The organism is Streptomyces hundungensis (assembly GCF_003627815.1).
Lineage (GTDB): Bacteria > Actinomycetota > Actinomycetes > Streptomycetales > Streptomycetaceae > Streptomyces > Streptomyces hundungensis_A.
The window spans coordinates 4,324,312-4,337,570 of record NZ_CP032698.1; the positions used below are offsets into that span (position 1 = coordinate 4,324,312).

Below are 13,259 nucleotides of genomic sequence, written 5' to 3' on the forward strand. Positions count from 1 at the left end.
GAGAACGGCTGAGGGTCCCCGTGCGCGAGGTGTGCACGGGGACCCTTTCCGTATGTGACGCTTGCTCACATGCCTGTCGTACGTGACCTCCGCGTGCTTCTGCGCCTGAAGCACTTCCGGCATCTGCTGGCCGTACGACTGCTGTCCCAGGCCGCGGACGGCGTCTATCAGGTCGCCCTCGCCACGTACGTCGTCTTCTCCCCCGAGAAACAGGCCTCACCGGGCGCGATTGCCTCCGCCATGGCCGTCCTGCTCCTCCCGTACTCGCTCGTCGGCCCCTTCGCCGGCGTGCTTCTGGACCGCTGGCGACGGCGACAGGTCTTCCTGTACGGGAACCTCCTGCGGGCCCTCCTCGCCGGCTGCACGGCGCTGCTCGTCCTCGCGACCGCGCCCGACTGGCTCTTCTACGCGTCCGCGCTCGCCGTGACGGCCGTCAACCGCTTCGTCCTCGCCGGGCTCTCGGCCTCCTTGCCCCGCGTGGTCGACGCCGAGCGGCTCGTGATGGCCAACTCGCTCTCCCCGACCGCCGGAACCCTCGCCGCGACCGCGGGTGGTGGGCTGGCCTTCGCCCTGCGCCTCGTGATCGACGCGGATGCCGCGACCGTCATCCTGGGCGCCGTCCTCTATCTCTGCGCATCGCTGGCATCCCTCCGGCTTCCGCCGGGACTGCTCGGGCCGGATCCCACAGCCGTCCAGCCCGGCCTCGCCGCGGTGTTGCGTTCCACGGCGCGCGGCCTCGCGGACGGCGTACGGCACCTGAACCGGCGCCGCTCGGCGGCCCGGGTGCTCGCCGCGATGACGCTGATGCGGTTCTGCTACGGGGCGCTGACCGTCATGCTGCTGATGCTCTGCCGGTACGCCTGGGCCGGGGGACGGACAGGGGTGCCGGGACGGGTGGTCTCGCCCTGCTCGGGCTCGCCGTGGGCGTCTCGGGAGCGGGCTTCTTCGTCGCGGCCGTCATGACACCGTGGGCGGTCGCGCGACTCGGCCAGTACCGGTGGATCATGGTGTGCTCGGCGACCGCCGCGGTACTGGAACCGGCACTCGGGCTGCCCTTCGCCCCCGTGCCGATGCTGATCGCCGCCTTCGTTCTCGGCCTCGTCACCCAGGGCGCCAAGATCACCACGGACACGGTCATCCAGTCCACGGTGGACGACTCCTACCGGGGGCGGATCTTCTCCCTCTACGACGTCCTGTTCAACATGGCCTTCGTGGGTGCCGCCGCGGTCGCCGCGTTGATGCTCCCGCCGGACGGCCGCTCGGCCCCGCTCGTCATCACCGTCTCCCTCATCTACGCAGCGGTAGCAGCGGGTATGACCCGGTTTCCGCACCCCTGAGTGTCACATCGAGGACACAGAGTGGCCTGCGGTGTCGGCGGTGTCATAGGGGCCCGCTAACTTACGGGCGTCATACATCGCCATCCTTTTGAGGGGGACCTTCTCCGTGACCACGCCGCCCCAGGGCCAGAACCCGTACGCCCAGAACCAGAACGCACCGTACGGACAGACCGGGCAGCCCGGCTTCCCGGCGCAGGGAGCCCCGTACCAGGGCGTCCCGATGGCCCCGCAGGGCACCCCGACGCGCGGCGGCGGCAAGAAGGCGATCAAGGCCATCGGCATTGTGGTCGGTCTGGTCGTCATAGCCGGCGGCTGGTACCTCAGCAAGGACAGCGATGACGCCAAGCAGCTGTCGGTCGGCGACTGCCTGTACAACAAGGGCACCGACAACAAGCCCGACATCCAGCAGGTGAGCTGCACGGACTCCAAGGCGACCAACAAGGTGCTCAAGAAGAGCCCCGGCGCCAGCACTCCGCAGCTGACCTGCCAGAACGTCACCGGCACCACTGCGGCCTTCACCTGGGACGAGAAGGGCAACTCCTTCACCCTCTGCCTGGGCGACACCAAGTAGCAGAGCGCATGACGCGGGGGCTGTGTTTCACGTGAAACACAGCCCCCGCGTCATGCCTCCAGCTCGTCGTGTTTCACGTGAAACACGACCTCAGCTCCGCGCCGCCCACCATTCCTTCAGTGCCGCGACCGCCGCATCGTGGTCCATGGGGCCGTTCTCCAGGCGCAGTTCCAACAGGTGCTTGTACGCCTGACCGATCGCCGGCCCGGGGCTGATGCCCAGGATCTCCATGATCTGGTTGCCGTCGAGGTCGGGCCGGATCGAGTCCAGCTCCTCCTGCTCCTGAAGCTCCGCGATCCGTTCTTCCAGGCCGTCGTAGGCCCGGGACAGCGCGCTCGCCTTGCGCTTGTTGCGCGTGGTGCAGTCCGAGCGGGTCAGCTTGTGCAGCCGTTCGAGGAGCGGCCCCGCGTCGCGGACGTACCGTCGCACCGCCGAGTCGGTCCACTCCCCGGTGCCGTACCCGTGGAAGCGCAAGTGCAGCTCCACGAGCTTCGAGACGTCCTTGACCATCTCGTTGGAGTACTTCAGCTCGGTCATCCGCTTCTTGGTCATCTTCGCGCCGACCACCTCGTGGTGGTGGAAGGAGACCCGCCCGTCCGACTCGAAGCGCCGCGTCCTCGGCTTGCCGATGTCGTGCAGCAGCGCCGCCAGCCGCAGCACCAGGTCCGGCCCGTTCTCCTCCAGGTCGATCGCCTGGTCCAGAACGGTCAGCGAGTGCTCGTAGACGTCCTTGTGGCGGTGGTGTTCGTCACTCTCAAGGCGCAGGGCCGGCAGCTCCGGCAGGACGTGCTCGGCGAGCCCGGTGTCGACCAGGAGCCGCAGCCCCTTCTTCGGATGGGCGGAGATCAGCAGCTTGTTGAGCTCGTCCCGCACACGCTCCGCGGAGACGATCTCGATACGGCCGGACATGTCCGTCATGGCGGTGACGACCTCGGGTGCCACCTCGAAGTCCAGCTGGGCGGCGAAGCGCGCGGCGCGCATCATCCGCAGCGGATCGTCGGAGAAGGACTCCTCGGGTGTGCCGGGCGTGCGGAGCACCCGGGCGGCGAGGTCTTCGAGGCCGCCGTGCGGGTCGACGAACTCCTTCTGCGGCAGCGCCACCGCCATCGCGTTGACGGTGAAGTCGCGCCGCACGAGGTCCTGCTCGATGGAGTCGCCGTAGGACACCTCGGGCTTGCGCGAGGTCCGGTCGTACGCCTCGGAACGGTAGGTCGTGACCTCGATCTGGTACCCGTCCTTCTGGCAGCCGACCGTGCCGAAGGCGATCCCGACCTCCCAGACCGCGTCCGCCCAGGGCCGCACGATCTTCAGCACGTCCTCGGGGCGGGCATCCGTGGTGAAGTCCAGGTCGTTGCCGAGCCGCCCGAGCAGAGCGTCCCGGACGGACCCGCCCACGAGGGCGAGAGAGAACCCGGCCTCCTCGAATCGGAGGGCGAGGTCGTCCGCGACCGGGGACACCCGCAGCAGTTCACTCACCGCGCGGCGCTGCACCTGGCTCAGTGCACTGGGATTGTCTTCATTGGCGTTCGGCACAACAGAAAAGGGTACGTGGCCCGGCCGCCCCGGTCGTCACCGTTCTTCGGGGCCCCGGCACCACGGCCCCCGAAGGAGCGCCCGCTCCTCGGTACGGCACCGTTGCGATCATGTAGAGCGGACCGCGGCACTTCGCCACAGTCCGCATCGTTACCATGCGTGGACGCAGCAACCGACAGCGAGGGACGGGCGAGCGCGTGGCCGAGGCGGCAGATTCTCAGGGGATGACTCCCTCTCCTGCCCGCCGGTGGTTCCGGCGTACGGCGGCACTGCTCGTCGGCGCCCCTCTGTTCGCGGGCCTGCTGTCCGCGACGGCAGCCCCCGCGGCCCACGCCGTCGAGGACGCCGTGAGCGGTCAGAGCGTGCAGGTGTCCCTCGACTCGGTGGCCCCCACGGCCCCCGTCAAGAGCGACACGCTGACGATCTCCGGCACGGTGACCAACAAGGGCAAGCAGGCCGTGACCGGCGCCCATGTGGCGCTACGGGTGGGGCAGAAACTGTCCGGGCGTGCGGCAATCGACGGAGCCGCCGCGCGCAGCGCCTCCCCGTCGAGCGGCGACGGCGCCGAACTCAGCGACGGACCCACCGTCACGTTCGCCAAGCTGGACACCGGGATCAGCCAGGACTTCACCCTCTCGGTGCCGGTGGCCAAGCTGGGCCTGGACGAGAGCGGGGTCTACCAGCTCGGTGTCTCCCTGTCGGGGCAGACCGCGAACCAGCGGTACGACCAGGTGCTCGGCATCCAGCACACCTTCCTGCCGTGGCAGCCGGAGGCCGTCGAGGGCAAGAAGAGCCAGCTCACCTTCCTGTGGCCGCTCATCTCCTCGGCCCACCTCACCGCCCAGACCGGCTCGGACGCGCAGCAGACCCCGGTCTTCGCCGATGATTCCCTGGCCAAGGACATCGGCCCCGGCGGGCGGCTCGAGCAGATGGTGTCGCTCGGCAAGCAGCTGCCGGTGACCTGGGTGATCGACCCTGATCTGCTGGCCACCGTCGACGCGATGACCCGCAACTACAAGATCAAGGTCGGCGACGCCCTGGTGAACGGCACCGGGCAGGACGCGGCCAAGGCGTGGCTGAGCGCCCTGGAGGCGGCGGTCCAGGGCGAGAAGGTGGTCGCGCTGCCGTTCGCCGACCCGGATCTGGCCTCGCTCGCCCACCACGGCCGTGACGTGCCCGGTTCCCTCGGTCATTTGCAGAGCGCCACCGAGGTCGCCCAGAAGACGATCGACACGATCCTGCACGTGACCCCGTCGGCCGACTACTCCTGGCCCGTCGAGGGCGCCGTCGACCCCTCGATCGTCGACGTGGCCACGTCGGCCGGCGCCCACAACGTGATCGCCCGCAGCGACAGCCTGCGGGACAGCGCGCTGTCCTACACGCCGACGGCGGCCCGGCCCATCGGCGGCGGCGCCAATGCCATCGTCGCCGACGCCCGGCTCTCCACAGCCTTCCAGGGCGATATGTCCATGGCGGGCGGCTCGACCCTGGCCACGCAGGAGTTCCTCGCACAGACCCTCGCGATCACGCTGGAGGAGCCCGAGAAGCAGCGCAGCATCGTGGTCGCCCCCCAGCGCATGCCGACGGCCAGCCAGGCCCAGACGATGGCCGCCGCCCTGCACGCCCTGGACCCCCAGCGCTGGACCCAGCCCCTCGTCGACCTGTCCGCGGCGGCCGCCGCCAAGCCCGACCCCCTGGCCACCACGCGGACGCCCGGCACGAACGCGTACCCCGACTCGCTGCGCCAGCAGGAATTGCCGCTCGACGCCTTCCAGGACATGAAGAGCACGCAGGGCACCCTGGAGCGGTTCAAGGTCATCCTGAGCGCCCCCGACCGTGTGGTCACTCCCTTTGGGAACGCGATCAACCGGGAGATGTCGACGTCCTGGCGCGGCAATTCGGGCGGCGCGCAGAACTACCGTTCCGGAGTGCAGCTCTACCTGGACGGTCTGGCCGACCAGGTCCACCTCATCCAGAAGTCGACCGCGACCATGTCGGGGCGCAGCGCCACCCTCGCCGTCACCGTGCAGAACAAGCTGGTGCAGGGCGTCGACCACCTGGTGCTGAGGCTTCAGCCCAAGAGCCCCACCCGTCTGCTGCTGGGCGACGACGGTGCCGCGATCGGCGAACAGCCCGTGAAGGTGGACGGCGACCGCAGCCAGTCGGTGAAGTTCACCGCCATCGCGAACGCCAACGGCCCCGTACCGGTGATCGCCCGGCTCTACACCGAGGACGGCACGCCGTACGGTGAGCCGATGGAGTTCACCGTCCAGGTCTCCGAGATCACTCCGACGGTGATGCTGGTCATCGCGGGCGGTGTCCTGCTGCTGGTGCTCGCGGGCATCCGGATGTACACCCACCGCAAGCGCTCCATGGCTCGTGACGAGCCCGACGGCGACGACGATCCGGGACAGTCGAACGGTTCGGCGGACGCCGATCCCGGGCAGCCGAGTGACCCGACACCGGACACCGGTCCCGAAAGCGGGGCCTCACCCGGCCCGGGTGAGAAAGTGGACCATTGAGCTATGTCGTGGCCGGTCGGCCGGGGACGATGAGGTGGGGTAACCATGAACGCGCCGTACGACGGTGACCGTGGGCAGGGCGCTGGCAGCGGTGCCGCGCCCTCCGGGGGCATGCCTCCGGCACCCACCCAGGCGGGGCAGATCCCGCCGCCGCAGTCCGCACCCGACCCGTACGTCCAGGATGCCTATGCCTACGATCCGTACCGGGAACAGGACCTCTCCGCCCAGGACCCGGTGACCGAGGCGCTCTACGACCGCGCCGCGCACCCGCCGCCGCCCCCGGGCACCTATCCCGAGCAGCAGCCGCTCTACCAGCAGCCCGCGGCGCAGCAGTTCGCGCCCGATCCGCGGATCTGGGCGCAGACGCCGCCGCCCGAGCCCGAGGGCCCCTCGCGCCATCTGCCCTACGGCGACGACGCGAGGACCACGCAGTTCGTGGGGCTCGACGACCTCGTCACCCAGGCGGGTGAGGAGCTGCCCGAGCAGGACGCCTTCGCGCACCTCTACCGCGACCAGCAGCAGGCGGGCCAGCCCCCCGTTCCCGCCGTGCCGGAGCCCGCCCCCGAGCCGCCCCGCAAGCAGGCCGGCCGCGCCTCCAGCCTGCTGAAGTCCAGCGCCGTCATGGCCGCGGGCACCCTGGTCTCCCGCCTCACGGGCTTCGTACGCAGCCTGGTGATCACGGCGGCGCTGGGCGCCGCACTGCTCGGCGACACCTTCACCATCGCGTACACCCTGCCGACGATGATCTACATCCTGACCGTCGGCGGCGGCCTGAACTCGGTGTTCGTGCCCCAGCTGGTGCGTTCCATGAAGGACGACGAGGACGGCGGCGAGGCCTACGCCAACCGGCTGCTGACCCTCGTCATGGTCGCGCTCGGCACCATCGTGGTGCTCGCGGTCGTCGGGGCGCCCCTGCTGATCCAGTTGATGTCGCCCACCATCGGCAATGACGCGGCCGCCAACAGCGTCGCCGTCACGTTCGCCCGCTACTGCCTGCCCACGATCTTCTTCATGGGTGTGCACGTGGTGTTGGGCCAGATCCTCAACGCGCGCGGCAAGTTCGGCGCGATGATGTGGACCCCGGTCCTCAACAACATCGTGATGATCTCCACGTTCGGCCTGTTCATCTGGGTCTACGGCACCTCCGCCGAGTCCCACATGGGGGTCCAGACGATCCCGCACGACGGTGTGCGCCTGCTGGGCATCGGCACCCTCCTCGGGCTCGTGGTGCAGGCCCTGGCGATGCTGCCCTACCTCAGGGAGACCGGTTTCCGCTTCCGGCCGCGGTTCGACTGGAAGGGCCACGGCCTCGGCAAGACGGTCAAGCTCGCCAAGTGGACCGTGATGTTCGTGCTCGCCAACCAGGCCGGCGTCATCGTGGTCACCCGGCTCGCCACGGCGGCGGGCAAAGAGTCCGGGCGCTCCGGCGCGGGCTTCCTCGCCTACTCCAACGCCCAGCTGATCTGGGGCATGCCGCAGGCCATCATCACCGTCTCGGTCATGGCCGCGCTGCTGCCACGCATCTCGCGTGCCGCGCACGACAACGACCCCGGCGCGGTCCGCGACGACATCTCGCAGGGGCTGCGGAACTCGGCGGTCGCGATCGTGCCCGTCGCCTTCGCCTTCCTCGCGCTCGGCGTCCCGATGTGCACCCTGCTGTACGCGTCGAGCGGCATCCAGGCCGCCGAGTCCATGGGCTTCATCCTCATGGCGTTCGCGCTCGGCCTGATCCCGTACTCGGTGCAGTACGTCGTGCTGCGCGGTTTCTACGCATACGAGGACACCCGGACGCCGTTCTACAACACGGTCATCGTGGCCGCCGTCAACGCGGCGGTCTCGGCCGCCTGCTACGTCGTGCTGCCCGCCCGGTGGGCGGTCGTCGGCATGGCCGGTGCCTACGGCCTCGCCTACGCCGTGGGCGTCGGAGTGGCGTGGCGCCGGCTGCGCGAACGGCTGGGCGGCGACCTGGACGGCGCCCACGTCCTGCGCACCTACGCCCGCCTGTGCCTCGCCGCGGTCCCGGCCGCGATCGTGGCGGGCGCGGTCGGCTTCGGCCTGCTGAAGTTCCTGGGCGAGGGTGCGGGAGGATCGGTGGTGGCACTGGTCGTCGGCGGTGCCGTACTGATGGGAGTCTTCTTCGTCGCGGCCAAGCGGATGCGCATCGAGGAGCTCAACGCCATGGTCGGAATGGTGCGCGGACGGCTCGGCCGCTGAGGCCGCAGCCCCGCGCACAACCATCGCCGGCCACCGCGTGTCGTGCATAGTGCTGGACTGTGGGCACAATTGGCATGACTTTGCATGGCTGGCCTACAGCACGCAACGGATGGGGAGGCAGGAGCGACGGTGGCGGAACGTAGCACGGCTGCCGTCGACGTGGCCGACAACAGCGGCGACAGCCCGCTGGCCGCCAAGGCGGACCAGGCGACGACCGACGGGGTGACGGAGTCCATCGACACGCCAGACACGGCGCAGCAGAACGCCAACGGCCCCGGCGGTGAGCGCAAGGCCACCGAGCCGTCCATCGCGACGCCCGAACTGCACAGCGGCCACAAGCTGGCCAGACGCTACCGCCTCGAGGAGTGCGTCACCCGTCTGGACGGTTTCAGCAGCTGGCGTGCGGTCGATGAAAAACTCCGCCGAGCCGTCGGCGTCCACCTGCTGCCCGCCGACCACCCCCGGGCCCGCTCCGTCCTGGCCGCCGCCCGTTCCTCCGCGCTCCTCGGTGACCCCCGCTTCGTGCAGGTCCTCGACGCCGTCGAGGAGAACGACCTCGTCTACGTCGTCCACGAGTGGCTGCCGGACGCCACCGAGCTCACCGCCCTGCTGGCGCTCGGCCCGCTGGAGGCGCACGACGCCTACCAGATGGTCACCCAGGTGTCGCAGGCCATGGCGGCAGCCCACCGTGAGGGCCTTGCCCACCTCAGGCTCACCCCGAGCGCGATCCTGCGGACCTCGACCGGGCAGTACCGCATCCGCGGCCTGGCCGTCGCCGCGGCGCTGCGCGGCATCAGCTCCGACACCCCGCAGCGCACCGACACCGAGGCGATCGGCGCCCTCCTGTACGCCGTGCTCACCCAGCGCTGGCCGTACGAGAGCGATGCCTACGGGCTGCACGGCCTGCCCAAGGGCGTCGGCCTGATCGCACCCGACCAGGTGCGGGCAGGCGTCCACCGGGGCCTCTCGGAGCTCGCCATGCGGGCCCTGGTCAACGAGGGAGCCACCGCCTCCCGCCAGGAACCGCCGTGCACCACCCCGGACGAGCTGGTCAAGGCCATCGGGGAGATGCCCCGCATCCGCCCGCCGGAGCCCGCGTTCACCGCGCCGCCCGAGTACCAGCGCACCACCTACCAGCAGGGGACGTACGCCCGCCCGGCCACCGGCCCCGGCCCCTCGGTCACCCAGCCGTTGCCTCCCCCGCCCCCACCGCTTCAGGGACGCACCGGCAAAGCACTCAAGTGGGGTGTCTCGGCCCTCCTGATCGCCGCCCTCGGCCTCGGAAGCTGGCAGCTCGCCGACGCCCTGCTCCACCACGACAAGGGCGGAAACAACGAGACCGGCAACACCCAGACCACGGACCACAGCGACGGGGACAAGCCGCACGCCCCGGTACCGATCAAGATCCAGGACGCCCAGGAGTACGCGCCGGACGGATCGCCGCAGAACGCCGCCGCTGTGCGGGACACCTACGACGGCAGCACCTCCACCTTCTGGCGCACCAAAACCTTCTTCGACGGCCCCGACCTGGTGCCTTCCGTGAAGGCCGGCGTCGGCATCGTCTACGACCTCGGCTCCTCCAGGAACATCTCGACCGCGTCGATACTGTTGCGCTACGCCGGGGATCACACCACCATCACGCTGTACGCGACGGACTCGCTCACCCCCTCGACATCGGTGAGCGGGATGAAGAAGATCGCCAGGACCCAGACCAGTGGCACCCGTGCCGACTTCAAGGCGGACTCCCCGGTGACGTCGCGCTATGTGCTCCTGTGGATGACGGCCATGCCTGATGCGCCGGCCGACGACTACAGCAAGGCCGGCCACAAGCAGGCCATCACCGATGTGAAGTTCGCCGGCTGACCGAACGGCAGGGGGAGGCTCACCGTTGGACGAGGCCACACTGGGCGACATAAGCGACCAGGACCTTCTGGCGCGCCATGTCGAGGGCGACCCCGACGCCTTCGGTGAGATCGTGCGGCGCCACCGCGACCGCCTCTGGGCGGTGGCGCTGCGCACGCTGGGAGACCGCGAGGAGGCCGCCGACGCCGTCCAGGACGCCCTGGTCTCCGCCTATCGGGCCGCCCACTCGTTCCGTGGCCAGTCGGCCGTCACCACCTGGCTGCACCGCATCACGGTGAACGCCTGTCTCGACCGGGCCCGCAAAGCGGCCTCCCGCAAAACGTCGCCGGTCGACGACACCGAGCGCCTGGACCAGCTGATGGAGCCGCACGAGTCGGCCGAAGCACCGGCCGAACGGGAGGATCTGCACCGCCAGCTCATCGCGGCGCTGGGCACCCTCCCGCCGGACCAGCGCGCCGCACTCGTCCTCGTCGACATGCAGGGCTACCCCGTGGCCGAGGCGGCCGCCGTGCTCGACGTCCCCACCGGCACGGTGAAGAGCCGCTGTGCCCGAGGACGCGCCCGACTGCTGCCTCTCCTCACTCATCTGCGCGCCGATACGGGGAGTAGTGGTGAGTCCGGTGGGGGAAGGAACCGGACGCCGGGGACATCCGTCCCACCGGAGTCAGGAACCAACGACGCAGGACCGAGCGATTCGGCTGCCGTGAAGGGCGGAGGTGGGCGCGCGTGACATCCACGACCGGAACGACACAACACCCGGACGTCTCGGAGATCTCCGAACTCACCGAAGGGCTGCTGCCGCCGTCCCGTATGGAGGATGTGCGGCGCCATCTCCAGGGCTGTGCCCTCTGCGCCGATGTACGGGCCTCCCTGGAGGAGATCCGCGATCTGCTCGGCACGCTGCCCGGGCCGCACCGCATGCCTGTCGATGTAGCGGGCCGTATCGACGCGGCGCTCGCCGCCGAAGCACTCCTCGACGCCACGGCCCCCGACGACGCCTCACGTGAAACCCCGCATGTTTCACGTGAAACACCCGCCGCGACCGACGAACCAGAGGCCGAGCCGACCACCTCCTCGGCGGTGCCGCAGACCGACCGCCCCGCAGGGCACAGCCGGGCCGCCACGGGGCCCGGTCGTGGTGCCAGGGCACGCCGCCGCCGCGTGGCGGTGCTCAGCGCGGTCGTGGGCGTCGCGGCCGTCGGGGTGGGGATCTTCTTCGCCCAGGGCTTCCAGTCGACGTCGCCGCCTCCCGCGGCCCGGCAGGCCTCGTCCCCCGCCTCGGTGCCCAGCGGCACCGTCTTCTCCTCGGGCACCCTTGAGAACCGGGTTCAGTCGTTGTTGTCCCAGCACGGCGGTCAGGCGTCCGGGAAGGCTCCCTCGGCACAGATCGCGCCCTCGACGAAGAACGCCCCCAGCGACGAGAACCACCCGGACACCCTGCGTTCCGCCGTCAGCGTGCCGCCCTGCGTCCAGGCGGGCACCGGACGCCCCTCCCAGACGCCGTTGGCGACCGAACAGGGCACGTACGAGGGAAGCCCGGTCTATCTCGTCGTGCTGCCCGACCAGACCGATCCCGCGAACGTAGAGGCGTACATCGTGGACGCGGCCTGCGAGAACACGGGTTCCCCGACCGCGGGCAAGTTGCTGCTGACCCACTCCTATCCGCGCCCCTGAGGCCACGCGAGAGGCGCTTGCGCGTGCGGCCCGTCCGGCTCGGGAATGCAACCCCCGTAGGATCCGTTGGGTGGGGTGAGAGTCCTGGACCGGGGCCCCGACAGGCAGTAGGCAGTCCGCAGAGACGAGGAAGAAACCCGTGAGCGACGTCCGTAACGTGATCATCATTGGCTCGGGGCCGGCCGGATACACGGCCGCGCTGTACACCGCACGTGCGTCCCTGAAGCCGCTGGTGTTCGAGGGCGCCGTCACCGCCGGCGGTGCGCTGATGAACACCACCGAGGTGGAGAACTTCCCCGGCTTCCAGGACGGCATCATGGGCCCGGAGCTCATGGACAACATGCGCGGCCAGGCCGAGCGCTTCGGCGCCGAGCTGGTTCCGGACGACGTCGTCGCCGTGGACCTCACCGGTGACATCAAGACCGTCACGGACACCGCCGGCACCGTCCACCGCGCCAAGGCCGTCATCGTCACCACCGGCTCGCAGCACCGCAAGCTGGGCCTGCCCAACGAGGACAAGCTGTCCGGGCGCGGTGTCTCCTGGTGCGCCACGTGCGACGGCTTCTTCTTCAAGGACCACGACATCGCCGTGGTCGGCGGTGGCGACACCGCGATGGAGGAGGCGACCTTCCTCTCGCGCTTCGCCAAGTCGGTCACGATCGTCCACCGCCGCGACAGCCTGCGCGCCTCCAAGGCCATGCAGGAGCGCGCCTTCTCCGACGAGAAGATCAAGTTCGCCTGGGACAGCGAGGTCGCCGAAATCCACGGAGACCAGAAGCTCTCCGGTCTGACGCTGCGCAACACCAAGACCGGCGAGACCTCCGAGCTGCCGGTGACGGGCCTGTTCATCGCCGTCGGACACGACCCGCGCACGGAGCTCTTCAAGGGCCAGCTCGACCTGGACGACGAGGGCTACCTGAAGGTCGACGCCCCGTCGACCCGCACCAACCTCACGGGCGTCTTCGGCGCCGGCGACGTCGTCGACCACACCTACCGTCAGGCCATCACGGCCGCCGGCACCGGCTGTTCCGCCGCCCTCGACGCGGAGCGCTTCCTGGCCGCTCTCGCGGACAACGAGAAGGCCGCAGCAGGCGTCTGATCCACCGCTTTCAGCTTCCCCCTCCCCCCAACACCCCTTAGGAGACTGCCGTGGCCGGCACCCTGAAGCACGTGACCGACTCCGACTTCGACGAGGTCGTCCTCAAGAGCGACAAGCCCGTCCTCGTGGACTTCTGGGCCGAGTGGTGCGGCCCGTGCCGCCAGATCGCCCCGTCGCTGGAGGCCATCGCCGCCGAGCACGGTGGGCAGATCGAGATCGTCAAGCTCAACATCGACCAGAACCCGGAGACGGCCGCCAAGTACGGCGTCATGTCGATCCCGACGCTGAACGTCTACCAGGGCGGCGAGGTCGTCAAGACGATCGTCGGCGCCAAGCCGAAGGCCGCGCTGGAGCGTGACCTCGCCGACTTCATCGCCGAGTAAGGCGCCACGCGCTCGTCGTTTCACGTGAAACGGGCCCGCCCCCGGACTGGGGGCGGGCCCGTT

9 protein-coding genes and 1 pseudogene are annotated in these 13,259 nt (G+C 70.0%); 9 read left to right on the forward strand and 1 reads right to left on the reverse strand.

What is annotated here, in order from left to right; all coding sequences use genetic code 11:
• Positions 1-69 precede the first annotated feature (69 nt).
• A pseudogene (locus tag DWB77_RS19300) lies at positions 70-1,337 on the forward strand (MFS transporter).
• A gap of 106 nt (positions 1,338-1,443) precedes the next feature.
• Positions 1,444-1,908 carry an LppU/SCO3897 family protein gene (locus DWB77_RS19305; RefSeq protein WP_246033571.1) on the forward strand — a complete coding sequence of 155 codons (465 nt, stop codon included), beginning with the start codon at positions 1,444-1,446 and terminating at the stop codon, positions 1,906-1,908.
• Between the two features lie 90 nt (positions 1,909-1,998).
• Here DWB77_RS19305 and DWB77_RS19310 read toward each other — a convergent pair whose 3' ends face one another.
• Positions 1,999-3,441, reverse strand: coding sequence for a CCA tRNA nucleotidyltransferase (locus DWB77_RS19310; protein ID WP_120722429.1), 1,443 nt, complete (start codon positions 3,439-3,441; stop codon positions 1,999-2,001).
• A 197-nt stretch (positions 3,442-3,638) separates the two neighbouring features.
• On the opposite strand from DWB77_RS19310, the gene DWB77_RS19315 reads away from it, so the two are divergent.
• From DWB77_RS19315 to trxA, 7 genes are all read left to right on the forward strand, one after another.
• Positions 3,639-5,963 carry a DUF6049 family protein gene (locus DWB77_RS19315; protein ID WP_162952560.1) on the forward strand — a complete coding sequence of 775 codons (2,325 nt, stop codon included), beginning with the start codon at positions 3,639-3,641 and terminating at the stop codon, positions 5,961-5,963.
• 45 nt (positions 5,964-6,008) lie between these two features.
• Complete coding sequence (gene murJ / locus DWB77_RS19320; RefSeq protein ID WP_120722430.1) at positions 6,009-8,177, forward strand: murein biosynthesis integral membrane protein MurJ; 2,169 nt, start codon at positions 6,009-6,011, stop codon at positions 8,175-8,177.
• Positions 8,178-8,306: 129 nt separating this feature from the next.
• Entirely contained in the window at positions 8,307-10,040 is a 1,734-nt protein-coding gene (locus tag DWB77_RS19325; protein WP_174248583.1) for a protein kinase family protein, read from the forward strand.
• A gap of 25 nt (positions 10,041-10,065) precedes the next feature.
• Positions 10,066-10,770, forward strand: a complete 705-nt coding sequence (sigM, locus tag DWB77_RS19330; RefSeq protein WP_120722431.1) for an RNA polymerase sigma factor SigM — start codon at positions 10,066-10,068, stop codon at positions 10,768-10,770.
• Positions 10,767-11,714 carry an anti-sigma factor family protein gene (locus DWB77_RS19335; protein WP_120722432.1) on the forward strand — a complete coding sequence of 316 codons (948 nt, stop codon included), beginning with the start codon at positions 10,767-10,769 and terminating at the stop codon, positions 11,712-11,714. The genes sigM and DWB77_RS19335 overlap by 4 nt, the downstream gene beginning before the upstream one ends.
• Positions 11,715-11,853: 139 nt before the next feature.
• On the forward strand, positions 11,854-12,813 hold the full coding sequence (gene trxB, locus DWB77_RS19340; RefSeq protein WP_120722433.1) for a thioredoxin-disulfide reductase: 960 nt from the start codon (positions 11,854-11,856) through the stop codon (positions 12,811-12,813).
• Positions 12,814-12,863: 50 nt separating this feature from the next.
• Positions 12,864-13,196, forward strand: a complete 333-nt coding sequence (trxA, locus tag DWB77_RS19345) for a thioredoxin (protein WP_120722434.1) — start codon at positions 12,864-12,866, stop codon at positions 13,194-13,196.
• The last annotated feature ends 63 nt before the right edge of the window (positions 13,197-13,259 follow it).